At 69.8% G+C, this 16,588-nt stretch carries 14 protein-coding genes and 2 tRNA genes; 12 read left to right on the top strand and 4 right to left on the bottom strand.

Annotated features, from left to right (window positions below):
* Nucleotides 1-63: 63 nt before the first annotated feature.
* Together ACZ5Y0_RS02245 and ACZ5Y0_RS02240 are read left to right on the top strand one after the other, a co-directional pair.
* Nucleotides 64-1,248: a SpoIIE family protein phosphatase gene (locus ACZ5Y0_RS02245; RefSeq protein WP_469126738.1), complete on the top strand. Its 1,185-nt coding sequence runs from the start codon at nt 64-66 to the stop codon at nt 1,246-1,248.
* Between the two features lie 21 nt (nt 1,249-1,269).
* Nucleotides 1,270-1,713, top strand: coding sequence for an HD domain-containing protein (locus ACZ5Y0_RS02240; protein ID WP_469126737.1), 444 nt, complete (start codon nt 1,270-1,272; stop codon nt 1,711-1,713).
* Here ACZ5Y0_RS02240 and ACZ5Y0_RS02235 read toward each other — a convergent pair.
* Entirely contained in the window at nt 1,710-2,885 is a 1,176-nt protein-coding gene (locus tag ACZ5Y0_RS02235; RefSeq protein ID WP_469126736.1) for an acyltransferase family protein, read from the bottom strand. The genes ACZ5Y0_RS02240 and ACZ5Y0_RS02235 overlap by 4 nt on opposite strands.
* Before the next feature lie 408 nt (nt 2,886-3,293).
* Between ACZ5Y0_RS02235 and ACZ5Y0_RS02230 the strand changes: the two genes are divergently transcribed.
* Nucleotides 3,294-3,488 carry a hypothetical protein gene (locus ACZ5Y0_RS02230; protein WP_073491582.1) on the top strand — a complete coding sequence of 65 codons (195 nt, stop codon included), beginning with the start codon at nt 3,294-3,296 and terminating at the stop codon, nt 3,486-3,488.
* 384 nt (nt 3,489-3,872) lie between these two features.
* Here the strand turns inward: ACZ5Y0_RS02230 and ACZ5Y0_RS02225 are convergent, their stop codons facing one another.
* Together ACZ5Y0_RS02225 and ACZ5Y0_RS02220 are read right to left on the bottom strand one after the other, a co-directional pair.
* Complete coding sequence (locus ACZ5Y0_RS02225; RefSeq protein WP_469126735.1) at nt 3,873-4,307, bottom strand: ester cyclase; 435 nt, start codon at nt 4,305-4,307, stop codon at nt 3,873-3,875.
* A gap of 452 nt (nt 4,308-4,759) precedes the next feature.
* A tRNA-Gly gene (locus tag ACZ5Y0_RS02220) sits at nt 4,760-4,830 on the bottom strand.
* 165 nt (nt 4,831-4,995) lie between these two features.
* Here ACZ5Y0_RS02220 and ACZ5Y0_RS02215 point away from each other — a divergent pair.
* From ACZ5Y0_RS02215 to clpX, 5 genes are all read left to right on the top strand, one after another.
* Nucleotides 4,996-5,072, top strand: a tRNA-Pro gene (locus ACZ5Y0_RS02215).
* A 204-nt stretch (nt 5,073-5,276) separates the two neighbouring features.
* Nucleotides 5,277-6,665: a trigger factor gene (gene tig, locus ACZ5Y0_RS02210; RefSeq protein WP_469126734.1), complete on the top strand. Its 1,389-nt coding sequence runs from the start codon at nt 5,277-5,279 to the stop codon at nt 6,663-6,665.
* Nucleotides 6,666-7,260: 595 nt separating this feature from the next.
* Nucleotides 7,261-7,869 (top strand): ATP-dependent Clp protease proteolytic subunit, encoded by a 609-nt coding sequence (locus ACZ5Y0_RS02205; RefSeq protein WP_073491584.1) that lies wholly within the window; start codon nt 7,261-7,263, stop codon nt 7,867-7,869.
* Between the two features lie 114 nt (nt 7,870-7,983).
* Nucleotides 7,984-8,664: an ATP-dependent Clp protease proteolytic subunit gene (locus ACZ5Y0_RS02200; protein ID WP_469126733.1), complete on the top strand. Its 681-nt coding sequence runs from the start codon at nt 7,984-7,986 to the stop codon at nt 8,662-8,664.
* A 183-nt stretch (nt 8,665-8,847) separates the two neighbouring features.
* Nucleotides 8,848-10,137, top strand: a complete 1,290-nt coding sequence (gene clpX / locus ACZ5Y0_RS02195) for an ATP-dependent Clp protease ATP-binding subunit ClpX (protein ID WP_469126732.1) — start codon at nt 8,848-8,850, stop codon at nt 10,135-10,137.
* 60 nt (nt 10,138-10,197) lie between these two features.
* Here clpX and ACZ5Y0_RS02190 read toward each other — a convergent pair whose 3' ends face one another.
* On the bottom strand, nt 10,198-11,142 hold the full coding sequence (locus ACZ5Y0_RS02190) for a hypothetical protein (protein ID WP_469126731.1): 945 nt from the start codon (nt 11,140-11,142) through the stop codon (nt 10,198-10,200).
* Nucleotides 11,143-11,278: 136 nt separating this feature from the next.
* Here ACZ5Y0_RS02190 and ACZ5Y0_RS02185 point away from each other — a divergent pair, with 136 nt between their 5' ends.
* The 4 genes from ACZ5Y0_RS02185 to ndk all read left to right on the top strand — a co-directional run bounded on the left by ACZ5Y0_RS02185 (nt 11,279) and on the right by ndk (nt 16,408).
* Nucleotides 11,279-13,930: a valine--tRNA ligase gene (locus tag ACZ5Y0_RS02185; RefSeq protein WP_469126730.1), complete on the top strand. Its 2,652-nt coding sequence runs from the start codon at nt 11,279-11,281 to the stop codon at nt 13,928-13,930.
* A 101-nt stretch (nt 13,931-14,031) separates the two neighbouring features.
* Complete coding sequence (gene folC, locus ACZ5Y0_RS02180) at nt 14,032-15,555, top strand: bifunctional tetrahydrofolate synthase/dihydrofolate synthase (protein ID WP_469126729.1); 1,524 nt, start codon at nt 14,032-14,034, stop codon at nt 15,553-15,555.
* Nucleotides 15,556-15,564: 9 nt separating this feature from the next.
* Nucleotides 15,565-15,930, top strand: coding sequence for a DUF4233 domain-containing protein (locus tag ACZ5Y0_RS02175; protein ID WP_469126728.1), 366 nt, complete (start codon nt 15,565-15,567; stop codon nt 15,928-15,930).
* 64 nt (nt 15,931-15,994) lie between these two features.
* Nucleotides 15,995-16,408 (top strand): nucleoside-diphosphate kinase, encoded by a 414-nt coding sequence (gene ndk, locus ACZ5Y0_RS02170; RefSeq protein ID WP_469126727.1) that lies wholly within the window; start codon nt 15,995-15,997, stop codon nt 16,406-16,408.
* Nucleotides 16,409-16,588: the final 180 nt, after the last annotated feature.

The following is a 16,588-nucleotide window of genomic DNA, read 5'->3' as shown; positions in this document are numbered from 1 at the left end:
GACGGGGGACAAGTGGGACCTCCCGTGCCAAGCGGTGGGTTGGATGGATAGGGTCCCGAACTAATGGCAGCAGGACGACAGCGGCGCGCGGAAGCCGAGACGTTGACGGCCCGGTTGAAGCATCTGGTGCACCGGGTCCGCACCGGCCTGCGCAGAAGCGCCGTGGACTACTTCCGCGGCGACGGGTCGGACTGGATCGCGCTGGCCGGTCTGCTGCTCACCGTCCCCGTGATCGCGGTCACCACGCTCGCCAACCCGGTGTGGTGCTCGCCGGCCGCCCTGGTCCTGCCGATCGTCGTCGGCGGCCTCGTGCTGCGCCCGGCGAGCCTGCTCGGCCTGTACGCGGCGGCGGCCACGGCGCTGATCGTGGAGTCGGTACGACTCGGCCCGTACACGGAGGGGCCCTCGCGGGTCACGCCGGGCGTGGTACTGGTCGTCGCCGCCTGCGGTTTCGTCGGTCTGCTCATCGCCCAGTTCCGCAGCCGGGTCGGCGTGCCCTGGCGGCGCGGCGGCACCATGCTCTTCGACCTGCGCGAACGCATCCGGGTCCAGAGCAAGCTGCCGACACTGCCGCGGGGCTGGCACCGCGAGATGGCGCTGCGGCCGGCGGGCGGCCAGTCGTTCTCCGGTGACTTCGTCGTCGCGGCCCGCACCAACGGCGGCCGCACCATGGAGGTCGTCCTCACGGACGTCTCCGGCAAGGGCATGGACGCCGGCTCGCGGGCCCTGCTGCTGTCCGGCGCCTTCGGCGGTCTGCTCGGCTCCCTGCCCCCGCACGCCTTCCTCCCGGCCGCCAACGGCTACCTCCTCCGCCAGGACTGGGACGAGGGCTTCGCCACCTCCATCCACCTCGTCCTCGACCTGGACTCCGGCGACTACGAGCTGTACTCCGCGGGCCATCCGCCGGGTCTCCAGCTCAGCGCGGGCACCGGCCGCTGGGAGGAGAAGGCCGCGGAGGGCCCGCTGCTCGGCGTGTACGAGGGCGCCCAGTTCGACCCGGTGAAGGGCTCGTTGCGCCCCGGCGACGTGCTGATGCTGTTCACCGACGGCCTGGTGGAGACCTCCGACCGCGACATCGTCGAGGGCATCGACCGCCTCACCGGCGAGGCCGACCGCTATGTCGCGGGTGGCTTCCAGGGCGCGGCCTGGCATCTGATCGAGGCCGTGGCCAAAGACGTCAACGACGACCGCGCCCTGCTCCTGATCTGCCGCGAGGGCCCGACGGCCCAGGCGGCCTCGCTGCTGTAGCGCTGTCGCACAAGGACACCCATGCTGACTCTCATCGAGGTCGAGAGCCTCGCCCGCGCCGCCCACCAGGGCCAGACCGACAAGGCGGGCCGCCCCTACGCCGAGCACCTCCAGGCGGTCGCGGAGGGCGTACGGTCCCGGAACGGCGACCCGGACCAGATCGCCGCGGCCTGGCTGCACGACGCCGTCGAGGACGACGCGCTCTCCGAGGCCTGGCTGAGCGAGGCGGCGCTGAGCGACCGTACGAAGGACATCGTGAGGGCGCTCACCAAGCGGGCGGGGGAGCCGCCCGAGGCGTACGCGCGACGCATTCTCGCCACTCCGGGCGCGCTGCTGGTCAAGGAGTCCGACCTGGCGCACAACGCCGACCCGGCCCGGCTGGCCGTCCTGGACGAGCCGACCCGCACCCGCCTGACCGAGAAGTACGCCCGGATGCGCGCCCTCCTCGGCCTCACGACCGCCTAGACGTCGACCGTCGCGCGCTTGTCGTGCGTCTCGCGCTCCCGTGCCGGCTCCCGTTCCTGCCCACGGGCCGGCTCGGGAGCGGTGACGTCCCGCTTCCTGAACGCCCAGTCCATCCTCGGCTCCACCACGCCCCGGAACACCCGCCGCACGGGCTGGGTGCACAGCAGGGTGACGGCGGCGGCGACGGCCACGGTGACGGCGATCTCACCGAGCGGACGGTGCAGCCAGTCGTGCTCGAACAGGCCGCCGTAGTCGGCGCCCTTGATCAGGAATCCGTGCAGCAGATAACCGTAGAGCGTGCCCGCGCCGAGCGTGGTGAACCACGTCGAACGACCCGGCACCCAGGAGAAGAAGCAGGCGGTCAGCAGCAGCGAGCAGCCGAACAGCGCCAGTTGCATGACGGGCCCCACCCACCACGGCACGCCCAGCTCCTGTGCGGAGACGCGGTGGTAGAGCCACTCGGTGTCCATCCGCGGCACCGCCCACCAGGAGAAGGCCAGCGCGAAGGCGAACACGGGCACGGCCGCGATCCGCAGCGGCCAGGTGCGCACCGTCCGGAAGTGCTCGGGCCGCAGGCACAGGCCCAGCACGAAGTACGGCAGGAACTGAAGGACGCGCTGGAGGGCCAGGTCACCGCCGATGCCCGAGGTGGCGGACGCCAGCGCGGCGATACCCAACGCGACCGGCACCGGATGGCGGACCGACTTCCAGATCGGGGTGGTCAGCCGCCAGATGAACAGGGCGCACAGGAACCAGGTCAGGTAGTACGGGTCGAGGAGCGTGACGGACGCCTGGGGGTCGTGGTCGACGATCCTCTTGAACAGCGGGTAGGCGGTCTCGAAGACGACATACGGCACGACGACACCGGTCACGAGGCGCTTCAGCCGGGCCGGACTGCCGTCGAAACTCCGCGAGAAGTAGCCGGAGACGAGGATGAAGGCCGGCATGTGGAACACGTACACGAACTGGTACGCGGCCTGGAGCACCCGGCTGCCGCCCTTCAGCGGCTCCCAGGAGTGGCCGACGGCCACCAGCACGATCGCCAGGTACTTGGCGTTGTCGAAGAACGCGTCACGCTGCTTCGACCGTGTGTCCGAGGACGGCCGATGCTGATCTTTCTCGTCCGGGGACGAGCCGGGACTCGGCACGAGGGACGAAGCGGCGTGGAACATCTGAGGCACCCTAGCGTTGTCCGTGGCGGTCCGTAAAACCTTCCTCGTCATCGCGATCCCATTCCTCTGAATTCCCAAGCGAGCACCCGCTTCGACGTCTTTATATCGGGATTCATCCCGACTAAAAGGTGCATAACGGCGGTTGTGTGGCTGTGGGGAAGACCCTGTGCCCGCAATTCGAAATACCTGCGCGGCAGTTGTGAATTCCCATTCGGGATACTGCCGAGAATTGCCGTACGGCAGGCTCTCGCGGGCGCTGCGGCCCGGTCGTACAGGGACGGTCGCCGCCGAGGATGCGTCAGCGGCCGCATAGGGGGGCCGCGTTGGTGGCACGATGGTCTCTGGCGGGGTGCGCGGGTCGCGTCCCCGGGCCGGGAGAGCGGACCGACCGAGGGTGTGTGATCAGTTGTGGCCATTTCACTGTCAGTGGTGCTGCTGTTGGCGATCGTCCTGGTCGTACTGATCAGAGGCGGGTCGATCAAGGCGGGCCCCGCCATCGTCGCGATCCTCTTCGGCTTCTTCCTGGCCTCGACGGGCATGGCCCCGTCGATCAACCGCTTCCTCAACTCCCTCGCCGAAACGATCAACTCGATCAGCTTCTAGCCGAGATCAACGGCTCCCGGGCGAGTCCCGGCGCGGCGGGCGGTGGCGGAGCGTCCCGTTGTCCCGATCCGGGAAACGACAGACGCCGGAGGAGGGGGCACTTCCGTCCGTCCCCCGGCCGTACGGAGCGGGCGACGGGAATCGGGTGCGGACGATCGCGTATGCGGACGATCGACGGCCGGGCCCTGCCGGCCTCGCCGGCCTCGCGTTTCGCCCCTCACAGCCCGCGGCTCCCCGCTGTCTCCCGTCGGTGTTCGCCGCTCCGGGCACGCGGGGGACCTGCCGGGTGATCAGTGACCTCGCGGTTCACCGCCGGCTTCCTCGACCGCGGGAAGCCTCGGGGCGGACGGTGCCATACCCCGCTAGGCCGCGGTGCCGCGCGGGCTACGTCGCCGTCCCGCCGGGCGCCTGGATGACGCCGAGCTGCTGGAGGAAGCCGAGAAGGTCCTTGTCCGACCACTTCTCCGCGAGCCTGCCGTCTTCGATGCGGTGAATCACCGTCGCCGTCATCGTGAGCTGGTTGCCGGTGGCCGGAATGCCGGGCAGGTCCCGTTCGTGCACTCCACGGGCCGTCATCCGGGTCACCACCTTGTCGCCTTCCGCGATCTGGTCCTCGATCTCATGGGTCCCGGGCGTGGCCTCCCAGAAGAGGCGGAAAGCCTGCTTGAGCCCTTCGCGACCGGACCCGAGCCCGGGGAACGGGGGCGGCGAGTGGTCCTGGTAGTCCTCGGCCACGAGTTCGTCCATGGCATCCAGGTTGCCCTCGTCGATCTCCGCGTAGAAACGGCGAACCAACCTCTTGTTCTCGTCGCTCGACACGGGACTCCTCCACGCACGCCTCGTACCGCCGGAACCGCCCTACAGGACCGGAAGCATGGCCCGTCCGGCCGCGGGGCCACGCCCGCGCCGCGCCGAGCCCGCGGGTGCATCACCCGGAAGCATCCATGCGGCGTGCAGGTGGAACCGGGTCGGAGGGCCGTGCGCTCCCCGGAGCCAAGGGCGCCGCTGTGCGCCGGAATCACCACACCGGCATGGGTGGTGTGGCGACCGGCGGTGGGGGGCCAGGGGTGTGCACTTCCATGATCTTCGACACACGGGCCGCACCCCGGCCGCGTCCGCCGGCGCAGGCGCGCGTGACCCGGACCGGGAGAGAGCAGACTCCGAAGCGCAAGGGCCAGGCGGGGCACGGGGCGGCGGGCGGAACGCGGCTCCCGGAAACGATCAGGGCCAGGCGGAGGAATGATCCTCTGACCTGGCCCCGCGTCGTACAGAGCGGGCGACGGGAATCGAACCCGCGTAGCTAGTTTGGAAGACTAGGGCTCTACCATTGAGCTACGCCCGCACACGTGCACCGCAGGTCAGCCGCCCGCGACGCTTCAGGCATCCTAGCGGGTCGGTGCCCCTCGTCGCACACCCGGTTCCCGCGCCGCCCCCGCAGCCCCGGCGCACCCCCGTGAACGCGGCGGCCGGGCGGCCTGCGGGCATGTACCCTACGTGTCGCACCAGACGGGGTGTGGCGCAGCTTGGTAGCGCGTCCGCTTTGGGAGCGGAAGGCCGTGGGTTCAAATCCCGCCACCCCGACCATCTGCGTCATCTGCGCGCCGTCCGCGCGATCATGCCGGGCGCCGCACCGGGGATCGTCTTTTGGGCGGCTCAGCCGCTGCGGCTACTATGCAGACTGCGCCCGTGTGTCCCGGCCCACCGGCCTCGAACTCCCCCGGGCGCTGAATCGCCGGACCTGTCAGGTTCCGGCGAAACCCAAGAAGTCAGCCACAAGGAGACCGAACCGTGAAGAGCGCCGTGGAGACCCTGAACCCGACTCGGGTTCGGCTCACTGTCGAGGTGCCCTTCGAGGAGCTCAAGGACAGCCTCGACGCGGCGTACAAGAAGATCAACCAGCAGGTCACGGTGAAGGGCTTCCGCAAGGGCAAGATCCCCGCCCGGATCATCGACCAGCGGTTCGGCCGCGGGGCCGTGCTGGAGGAGGCCGTCAACGACGCGCTTCCGAAGTTCTACACGGAGGCGGTCAACGGGGCCGAGCTGGACGTCCTCGGCCAGCCGGAGGTCGACATCACGGAGCTGAAGGACGGCGAGACGCTGAACTTCACCGCCGAGGTCGACATCCGTCCGGCCCTCGAGCTCCCGGAGGACTTCTCCTCCATCGAGGTCGAGGTCGACGCCGTCGAGGTCAGCGACGAGGACGTCGAGAAGTCCGTGGAGCAGCTCCGTGAGCGCTTCGCCTCGACCTCCCCCGTCGAGCGGCCGGCCGAGGACGGCGACGTCGTCACGGTCGACCTGGAGGCCAAGGTCGACGGCGAGGTCCTGGAGGACGGCGTCGCCGACGGCGTCTCCTACACGATCGGCTCCGGCGAACTGCTCGAGGGCATCGACGACGCCGTGAAGGGCCTGGAGGCCGGTGGCGAGGCCACCTTCACCTCCGAGCTGAAGGGCGGCTCCGCGGCCGGCCGGGCAGCCGAGGTCACCGTCAAGGTCACCCAGGTCGCCGCCCGCGAACTGCCCGAGCTGGACGACGAGTTCGCGCAGCTCGCCTCCGAGTTCGACACCCTCGAGGAGCTGAAGGCGGACAGCCGCAAGCGTCTCGCGAACATGAAGCAGTACGACCAGGCCACCCAGGCCCAGGAGCGCGTCCTGGAGAAGCTCCTGGAGCTCGTCGAGGTGCCCGTCCCCGAGAAGCTGCTCGAGGACGAGATCAACACCCGTAAGCACAACCTGGAGCACCACCAGCTGGGCCAGATGGGTCTGACCCTCGACAAGTACCTGGAGCTCCAGGGCAAGACCGTCGAGGAGTTCGAGACCGAGACCCGCGAGGCCGCGGTCAAGGGCATCAAGACCCAGTTCGTCCTCGACGAGCTGGTCAAGCGCGAGAAGCTGAACGTGAACCAGGAGGAGCTGACCGAGCACCTCATGCGCCGCGCCGCCTCCTCGGGCATGTCCCCCGACCAGTTCGCGCAGGCGGTCGTCGAGGGCGGTCAGGTCCCGCTCCTCGTCGGCGAGGTCGCGCGCGGCAAGGCCCTGGCCGTGGTCGTCGAGTCGGCCACGGTGAAGGACACCAACGGCGAGATCATCGACCTGGACGACGAGGAGGAGACCGAGGAGGCCGCCGAGGCCACCACGGAGGACGCCACCGAGTCCGCCGAGGACAAGCCCGAGGCCTGAGCCTCGCGCCCTTCCCGAAGCGACCGAGAGGGCCCCGGAGCACGTGCTCCGGGGCCCTCTCGGCATCTGGCGGGCAGACGGCCCCAGGGGTGCGGGCAGTCGCGTCAGAGGTGCGGACGGTCGAGTGAGGGGCGCGGCTCGCTCAGGAGTGCGGGCGGTCGGGTGAGGGGCGCGGCACTGCTCAGGGGGGTGCGGGCGGTCGGGTGAGGGGTGCGAACGGTCGCCTCAGGGCCGCGGGCACCTGCCTCAGGGGTGCGAACGGTCGCCTCAGGGCCGCGGGCACTCGCCTCAGCTCCGCGGACAGTCCGCCCCGGCGAACACGCGGCGGCGCCGTGCCGATGCGCCGTTCCACCGCGTCGGCGCGACAGCCGCCGCCACCCGCCCCGCCCCCGATCAGCCCCCGGATCCTCCCCTCCGGGGTTGTCCCTGGGCTACGCCCCCGGCGAACACCCACCTCTCCGGGATTCTCCGACGGGACCCGCGCGTTAGGGTCCATGAATACGAGGGCAGGGGAGTCCCCGTTGCCCCCGGCAGTACACGTGAGACGGCCCGGACGCCGTCGACAAGACGAGCAGGTGGATACGTGACGAATCTGATGCCCTCCGCCGCCGGCGACCCTTCCATCGGTGGTGGCCTCGGCGACCAGGTCTACAACCGGCTGCTCGGCGAGCGGATCATCTTCCTCGGCCAGGCGGTCGACGACGACATCGCCAACAAGATCACCGCGCAGCTGCTGCTCCTTGCGGCCGACCCGGACAAGGACATCTTCCTCTACATCAACAGCCCCGGCGGCTCGATCACGGCCGGCATGGCGATCTACGACACCATGCAGTTCATCAAGAACGACGTGGTGACCATCGCGATGGGCCTCGCGGCCTCGATGGGCCAGTTCCTGCTCAGCGCCGGTACGCCCGGCAAGCGCTTCGCGCTGCCGAACGCCGAGATCCTGATCCACCAGCCGTCCGCCGGTCTGGCGGGCTCGGCCTCGGACATCAAGATCCACGCCGAGCGCCTGCTGCACACCAAGAAGCGCATGGCCGAGCTGACCGCCCAGCACACGGGTCAGACCATCGAGCAGATCACCCGGGACTCGGACCGCGACCGCTGGTTCGACGCCTTCGAGGCCAAGGAGTACGGCCTCATCGACGACGTCATCCCCACGGCCGCCGGCATGCCGGGCGGCGGCGGTACCGGGGCGGCCTAGTACGGGCTCGTCACGGCACAGGGGAACCGCCCGGACACCCGGCGCCCCCGAGGCCGTCAGCGCCCCTCTCAGCCCCCTTCACCCACCGCCCCAGCCTTCTCTCCAGGAGACACCGTGAACGACTTCCCCGGCAGCGGCCTCTACGCCCGCACCGAGGCCGAGTACACCGGCCCCCGCGCCGAGTCCCGCTACGTCATCCCGCGCTTCGTCGAGCGCACCTCCCAGGGCGTCCGCGAGTACGACCCGTACGCGAAGCTCTTCGAGGAGCGGGTGATCTTCCTCGGCGTGCAGATCGACGACGCCTCCGCCAACGACGTCATGGCGCAGCTGCTGTGCCTGGAGTCGATGGACCCCGACCGGGACATCTCGGTCTACATCAACAGCCCTGGCGGCTCCTTCACGGCGCTGACCGCGATCTACGACACGATGCAGTTCGTGAAGCCCGACGTCCAGACGGTCTGCATGGGCCAGGCGGCCTCCGCCGCCGCGATCCTGCTGGCCGCCGGTACGCCCGGCAAGCGCATGGCGCTGCCGAACGCCCGCGTGCTGATCCACCAGCCGTACAGTGAGACCGGCCGGGGCCAGGTCTCCGACCTGGAGATCGCCGCGAACGAGATCCTCCGGATGCGTGCCCAGCTGGAGGACATGCTGGCCAAGCACTCCACCACGCCGATCGAGAAGATCCGCGAGGACATCGAGCGCGACAAGATCCTGACGGCCGAGGACGCGCTGGCGTACGGCCTGATCGACCAGATCATCTCGACCCGCAAGATGAACAACGCCGACCTGCGCTGACGCGGGTGGGGGAGTATCGTCTGCCGCCCCTTGGCATGGTGTGACACGGTCACGTGGAAGTGAACCGTGCCAAGGGGGGCCCGAACGAGGGGCCCGGCAAGGTACCGTCGACATAAGGCAGCACCAGGAGACGCTGGACTCGAAAGACGTCCAGTCGTTTCCCAGGCGAAGGGGAAGCACACCGTGGCACGCATCGGTGACGGCGGCGATCTGCTCAAGTGCTCGTTCTGCGGCAAGAGCCAGAAGCAGGTCAAGAAGCTCATCGCAGGGCCCGGTGTGTACATCTGCGACGAGTGCATCGACCTCTGCAACGAGATCATCGAGGAAGAACTCGCGGAGACGAGCGAGGTCCGCTGGGAGGAACTCCCGAAGCCGCGCGAGATCTACGAGTTCCTCGAGGGCTACGTGGTGGGCCAGGAGCCGGCCAAGAAGGCACTGTCGGTCGCGGTGTACAACCACTACAAGCGGGTCCAGGCCGGTGAGCACGGCGGCGGTCAGGGCCGCGAGGACGCCATCGAGTTGGCGAAGTCCAACATCCTCCTGCTGGGCCCCACGGGCTCCGGCAAGACCCTCCTCGCGCAGACCCTGGCGCGCATGCTGAACGTCCCGTTCGCGATCGCCGACGCCACGGCGCTCACCGAGGCCGGGTATGTGGGCGAGGACGTCGAGAACATCCTGCTGAAGCTGATCCAGGCCGCGGACTACGACGTCAAGAAGGCCGAGACCGGGATCATCTACATCGATGAGATCGACAAGGTCGCGAGGAAGAGCGAGAACCCCTCGATCACCCGCGACGTCTCGGGGGAGGGCGTCCAGCAGGCCCTGCTGAAGATCCTCGAGGGCACCACGGCCTCGGTGCCGCCGCAGGGCGGCCGCAAGCACCCGCACCAGGAGTTCATCCAGATCGACACGACGAACGTCCTGTTCATCGTGGGCGGTGCCTTCTCGGGCCTGGAGAAGATCATCGAGTCCCGGGCCGGCGCGAAGGGCATCGGCTTCGGCGCGACGATCCGCTCCAAGCGCGAGCTGGAGGCCAAGGACCAGTTCGAGGACGTCATGCCCGAGGACCTGGTCAAGTTCGGCATGATCCCCGAGTTCATCGGGCGTCTCCCCGTGATCACCTCGGTCCACAACCTGGACCGCGAGGCCCTGCTCCAGATCCTCATCGAGCCGCGCAACGCGCTGGTGAAGCAGTACCAGCGCCTCTTCGAACTCGACGGCGTGGAGCTGGACTTCGAGCGCGAGGCCCTGGAGGCCATCGCCGACCAGGCCATCCTCCGCCAGACCGGCGCGCGCGGCCTGCGCGCCATCATGGAGGAGGTCCTCATGTCGGTGATGTACGAGGTCCCGTCCCGCAAGGACGTGGCCCGCGTGGTCATCACCGCGGACGTCGTCCACTCCAACGTCAACCCGACCCTGATCCCCCGCGACGCCCGCAACGGCCGGGGACCGGGCGAGCAGAAGACGGCGTAGCGACGGAACACGAAGGGCCCCGGTCGAGCGACCGGGGCCCTTCGTCGTACGCGGGGCGCGTCAGGCCTTGACGCGGACCTGCTCCCGCAGCTTCGTGGTGAGGTCGACCGCGGTGTCCCTGCCGACCCCCGTGCCGGTGTTGTCGCCCGGCGAGACCATGGCGACCGTGCTGTAGTCGGCCCAGGCGCAGAACCAGTCGGTCGACTCCTTCTTGGTGAGCGCGTTGGTGCTCTTCGTCGACTGGCACTTGGCGACCGCGCCGTCGATCTCGACCTCCTCCGGCTCACCGACCAGCTCCGCGTTCTGCATGCCCCCGGTGTCACTCGTGGAGCTTGCCTTGACCTTCTTCTGGATCGAGGCGAAGAACTTGTCCAGGGTCGCCTGCGGATCGGCGATCTCGCCGTAACCGCCCACCATCGTCATGCCCTTGGCGGTCAGCAGCTCGGACCGGTCGGGCAGCGAGGAGGGGTCCTGCGGGTCGTAGCCGCTGAAGTCGGCGGTCGACCACTGTCCGAGGACGGCCGTGCCGCCCTTGACGCCGCTCTTCTCCATGTCCTCAGCGGTGTCGGGGTCGCTGACCTGATTGCCGGCGCCGACCCGCTTGTACTCACTGACCACCGTCTCCGGCGTCGACAGCTTGTGCGCGCCGTCGTCCTCCAGGCCGCCCGCGTCTCCACTGCCGCCGAGGACGAGGGCCGCGCCCACACCGATCGCCGCGACCACCGCGACGGCGCCGATGATGAGGCCGGCCTTCTTCTTGCCGCCGCCGGCCGGCGGGTGGGGCACGCCGTACGGGGCCTGGCCGTAGGGCGGGGTCTGCGGGGGGACGCCCTGCGCGGGCTGCGCCGGATACCCGTAACCGGGTTGCGGGGCGGGCGGCTGCTGGGGGTAGCCGTAGCCGGGCTGGGGGGCCTGCGGCGGTTGGCCGTACGGGCCCTGCTGGCCGTACGGTCCGGGCTGCTGCGGCTGCTGCCCGCCGTACGGGCCCGGCTGGTTGTAGCTCATGACTGGGTTCCCCTCCACATGCTTATGCGATTTTCACATCCTGGCTCAATCCCCCGGCGGGAACGGTGGCGGGGCCCCCACCGTTACAGAACAAACGCGTTTCGGGACGGCGCGGTGACACCCCTAAACTGGCCCCGTGACCGAGAACGCTCAGCAGCAGCCCCCAGCGCCCACGACCGAACTGCCGACCCAGTACGCGCCGGCCGACGTAGAGGCGCCGCTGTACGAGCGCTGGGTCGAGCGGGGCTACTTCGAGGCCGACGCCAAGAGCGACAAGCCGCCGTACACCGTCGTCATCCCGCCGCCGAACGTCACGGGCAGCCTGCACCTCGGCCACGCCTTCGAGCACACCCTCATCGACGCCCTCACCCGCCGCAAGCGCATGCAGGGCTTCGAGACGCTGTGGCAGCCCGGCATGGACCACGCCGGCATCGCCACCCAGAACGTCGTCGAGCGCGAGCTGGGCAAGGAGGGCAAGTCGCGGCACGACCTCGGCCGCGAGGCCTTCGTCGAGCGCGTCTGGCAGTGGAAGGGCGAGTCCGGCGGGCAGATCAGCGGCCAGATGCGGCGCCTCGGTGACGGCGTCGCGTGGTCGCGTGAGCGGTTCACCATGGACGAGGGCCTCTCCCAGGCCGTCCAGACCATCTTCAAGCGGCTCTACGACGACGAACTGATCTACCGGGCCGAGCGCATCATCAACTGGTGCCCCCGCTGCCTCACCGCCATCTCCGACATCGAGGTCGAGTACCAGGACGACGACGGCGAACTCGTCTCCATGACGTACGGCGACGGGGACGACACCATCGTCGTCGCCACCACCCGCGCCGAGACGATGCTCGGCGACACGGCCGTCGCCGTCCACCCCGAGGACGAGCGGTACAAGCACCTGGTCGGCAAGCTGATCAGGCTGCCGCTGACCGACCGCTCCATCCCCGTCGTCGCCGACGAGCACGTCGACCCCGAGTTCGGCACGGGCGCCGTCAAGGTCACCCCGGCCCACGACCCGAACGACTTCGAGATCGGCCAGCGCCACGGCCTGCCGTCCCTCACGATCATGGACGAGCACGCCGTGATCACGGCCCACGGCCCCTTCCAGGGCCTGGACCGCCTGGAGGCTCGCTCCGCCATCGTCGCCGCGCTGCGCGCCGAGGGCCGGATCGTCGCCGAGAAGCGGCCGTACGTCCACAGCGTCGGCCACTGCTCGCGCTGCAAGACGACCATCGAGCCCCGCCTGTCCATGCAGTGGTGGGTCAAGGTCGGCCCGCTGGCGAAGGCCGCCGGTGACGCCGTCCGCGACGGCCGAGTCAAGATCCACCCGCAGGAGATGGAGAAGCGGTACTTCGACTGGGTCGACAACCTCCACGACTGGTGCATCTCGCGGCAGTTGTGGTGGGGCCACCGCATTCCCGTCTGGTACGGCCCGAACGGCGAGGTCGTCTGCGTCGGCCCCGACGACGAGGCTCCGACCGGCGCGGGCTGGCACCAGGACACCGACGTCCTCGACACCTGGTTCTCGTCCGGCCTGTGGCCGTTCTCCACGCTCGGCTGGCCCGAACGAACCGAGTCGCTCGCGAAGTTCTACCCGAACTCCGTCCTGGTCACCGGCTACGACATCCTCTTCTTCTGGGTCGCCCGGATGATGATGTTCGGCCTGTACGCGATGGACGGCACCCCGCCCTTCCACACCATCGCCCTGCACGGCATGGTCCGCGACCAGTTCGGCAAGAAGATGTCCAAGTCCTTCGGCAACGCGGTCAACCCGCTGGACTGGATGGACAAGTACGGCTCCGACGCCCTCCGCTTCACCCTCGCCCGCGGCGCCAACCCGGGCGTCGACGTCCCGATCGGCGAGGACTGGGTCCAGGGCTCCCGCAACTTCGCCAACAAGATCTGGAACGCCACCCGGTTCGCGCTGATGAACGGCGCCACGGTCGACGGCCCGCTGCCGGACGCCTCGAAGATGTCGGCGACCGACCGCTGGATCCTGTCCCGCCTCAACTCGGTGGTCGCCGAAGTCGACGCCTATTACGACGACTTCCAGTTCGCCAAGCTCTCCGACGCCCTGTTCCACTTCGCGTGGGACGAGGTCTTCGACTGGTACGTCGAGCTGTCCAAGACGACGTTCCTGGCGGGAGGCGAACCGGCCGAGGTCAGCAAGCGCGTCCTCGGCGAGGTCCTCGACGTCACGCTGAGGCTGCTGCACCCGGTCGTCCCGTTCGTCACGGAGACCCTGTGGACGACGCTGACCGGCGGTGAGTCGGTCGTCATCGCCGAGTGGCCGACCGCCGTGTCCGTTCCCGGTGCCGACGCGCCGGGCGGCTTCCGCGACGCCGACGCCGAGCGCGAGATCCGGACGCTCCAGTCCGTCATCACCGAGGTGCGCCGCTTCCGCGCCGACCAGGGCCTCCAGCCCGGCCAGCGGGTCCCGGCCCGCCTGGAGCTGGGCGGCACCGCGCTCGCCCCGCACGAGGCGGCCATCCGCCAGCTGCTGCGGCTCCAGCCGGAGGGCGAGGACTTCTCGGCGACGGCGACCCTGCCGGTCTCGGGCGCCACGGTCGCGCTCGACCTGTCCGGCACGATCGACGTGGCCGCGGAGCGCAAGCGGCTGGCGAAGGACCTGGCCGCCGCGGAGAAGGAGAAGGCCCAGGCCGAGGGCAAGCTCGGCAACGAGGCCTTCCTGGCCAAGGCGCCGGACAAGGTGGTCGACGGCATCCGTGCCCGGCTGGCCAAGGCGGACGAGGACATCGCCCGCATCAAGACCCAGCTGGACCGGCTGCCGCAGGCGTAGGCGCCCGCGTCCCGACGCCGTATGTCGGTGCAGGCCTCCGGAACGTACAGCTCCGGGGGCCTTCGCCCACGTCCGTCGGTGGTCGTCCGTAGACTGGCCTCGTGAGCGAGCTCCCCCCCAACGGCAACGACGACGACCAGCCCGATGCCCTCGATCCGTTCGAGGAGATCATCGCGGCCGAGACCGACCGCGACCCTGACCTCGCGGTGATCGAGGCCGGCAGCCGCACCCTGCGCACCCTGGGCGGTCCGCCGGAGGCCGACGTGCCCACCCGGCCGGCGGACCCCGAGGTCGACAAGGCCCTGCGCGAGGTCGAGGCGGAGCTGGCCACCCGCTGGGGCGAGACCAAGCTGGAGCCGTCCGTCAGCAGGATCGCCGCGCTGATGGACCTCCTGGGCGAGCCGCAGCGGGCGTACCCCTCCATCCACATCACGGGGACCAACGGCAAGACCTCCACGGCCCGCATGATCGAGGCCCTCCTCGGCGCCTTCGACCTGCGCACCGGGCGGTACACCTCCCCGCACGTGCAGTCGATCACCGAGCGCGTCAGCCTCGACGGCGCGCCCGTCTCCGCCGAGCGTTTCATCGAGACGTACCACGACATCAAGCCGTACGTGGAGATGGTCGACGCGGCCCAGGAGTACCGGCTGTCCTTCTTCGAGGTGCTCACCGGCATGGCGTACGCCGCCTTCGCCGACGCTCCCGTGGACGTGGCCGTCGTGGAGGTCGGCATGGGTGGCTCCTGGGACGCCACCAACGTGATCGACGGGGACGTCGCCGTCGTCACTCCCATCGACCTCGACCACACCGACCGGCTCGGCGAGACACCCGCCGCGATCGCCGTGGAGAAGGGCGGGATCATCAAGCAGGGCGCGACCGTGATCCTCGCCCAGCAGCCGGTCGACGCCGCTCAGGTCCTGCTGAAGAAGGCCGTCGAGGTGGACGCCACGGTGGCGCGCGAGGGCCTGGAGTTCGGGGTCGTCGCCCGGCAGGTCGCCGTCGGCGGACAACTGCTCACCCTGCGCGGCGTCGGCGGTGAGTATCCCGACGTGTACCTCCCGCTGCACGGCCCCTACCAGGCGCACAACGCGGCCGTCGCCCTCGCCGCCGTCGAGGCGTTCTTCGGCGTGGGCGCCCAGCGGCCCGAGCCGCTGGACATCGACACCGTGCGCAAGGCCTTCGCGGCCGTGTCCGCGCCGGGCCGCCTGGAGGTCGTCCGGCGGTCCCCGACCGTGGTGCTCGACGCCGCCCACAACCCGGCCGGCGCCCGCGCCACCGCCGAGGCGGTCGGCGAGGCCTTCGACTTCAGCCGGCTGATCGGCGTGGTCGGGGCCAGCGGTGACAAGAACGTACGCGGGCTGCTCGAGGCCTTCGAGCCGATCTTCGCCGAGGTCGTCGTCACCCAGAACACGAGCCACCGCGCCATGGACACGGACGAGCTGGCCGCGATCGCCGTCGAGGTGTTCGGGGAGGACCGCGTCCAGGTCGAGCCGCGGCTGCCCGACGCCCTGGAGGCGGCGATCACGCTGGCCGAGGAGGAGGGCGAGTTCGCCGGCGGCGGCGTCCTGGTCACCGGTTCCGTCATCACCGTCGGGGAAGCCCGGCTGCTCCTGGGGAAGGGCTGAGTCCTCACCATGCGTACGCTCTGTTCCTCGACCCTCATCGGCGAGTTCTTCATCATCGGCTTCGCCGGTCTGGTCGCCATGAAGGACGCCGACCTCACCACGTCCACGGTGTGGACCGTGTGCGGCATCGCCATGTTCCTGTGCGTGCTGCTGTGCGGTGTGGTCACCCGGCCCGGGGGAGTCGCCCTCGGCTGGGCGCTCCAGATCGCCCTCGTCCTCAGCGGTTTCGTGGTGCCGATGATGTTCGTCCTCGGGGTGATCTTCGGAGCCCTGTGGTGGGCGTCCGTGCACTACGGCAGGAAGATCGACGAGGCCAAGGCGCGCTTCGCCGCGCAGGCCGCCGCCTCCCCCGCGGATACTGCTGACACTGTGTGACGGGGGCCCGGACACGCCCTGTAATCTCGTCCCACCGCACACCGGCAGTAGAAGGAGTCACCCCGTGAGCCAGCGCACCCTCGTCCTCCTCAAGCCCGACGCCGTCCGTCGTGGCCTGACCGGCGAGATCATCAGCCGTATCGAGCGCAAGGCCGGCTGGCGGATCACCGCGCTCGAACTGCGCACGCTGGACCAGGAGACCCTGGAGCAGCACTACGGCGAGCACAAGGGCAAGCCCTTCTACGAGCCGCTGGTGGAGTTCATGGCCTCCGGCCCGGTCGTCGCCCTGATCGTCGAGGGCGAGCGGGTCATCGAGGGTGTGCGTGCCCTGGCCGGTCCGACCGACCCGATCGCCGCCGCCCCCGGCTCCATCCGCGGTGACTTCGGTGTGATCGTCCGCGAGAACCTGATCCACGCCTCCGACTCCGAGGAGTCCGCCGAGCGCGAGGTGAAGATCTTCTTCCCCGGGCGGGCCTGAGCCCGGAGTGCCCGAGCGATCCGGGTGGGTCTGAGCGATCCGGGTGGGTCTGAGCCCCCGAACGGTGCTTCCCGGCCTTCCCGGTCGCGGATCTTCCGGTAATTTTTTCTGAGGGACCGTCACCCCGTCTCCTCGTCTCACCAGGGACGGCCGTACGATTTCGGCCGTCCTTCGGTATAT

The sequence above is a fragment of the Streptomyces sp. NPDC033216 genome, assembly GCF_055577115.1.
Note: the sequence above shows the minus strand (reverse complement) of the source record. Positions and strands in the feature narration are given on the sequence as shown.

What these genes read in the sequence shown, in the direction of transcription:
- ACZ5Y0_RS02235 (WP_469126736.1), bottom strand. Translation starts at nt 2,885, where the DNA reads ATGTTCCACGCCGCTTCGTCCCTCGTGCCGAGTCCCGGCTCGTCCCCG.
- ACZ5Y0_RS02245 (WP_469126738.1), top strand. Translation starts at nt 64, where the DNA reads ATGGCAGCAGGACGACAGCGGCGCGCGGAAGCCGAGACGTTGACGGCC.
- ACZ5Y0_RS02240 (WP_469126737.1), top strand. Translation starts at nt 1,270, where the DNA reads ATGCTGACTCTCATCGAGGTCGAGAGCCTCGCCCGCGCCGCCCACCAG.
- ACZ5Y0_RS02205 (WP_073491584.1), top strand. Translation starts at nt 7,261, where the DNA reads ATGCCCTCCGCCGCCGGCGACCCTTCCATCGGTGGTGGCCTCGGCGAC.
- ACZ5Y0_RS02175 (WP_469126728.1), top strand. Translation starts at nt 15,565, where the DNA reads ATGCGTACGCTCTGTTCCTCGACCCTCATCGGCGAGTTCTTCATCATC.
- ACZ5Y0_RS02190 (WP_469126731.1), bottom strand. Translation starts at nt 11,142, where the DNA reads ATGAGCTACAACCAGCCGGGCCCGTACGGCGGGCAGCAGCCGCAGCAG.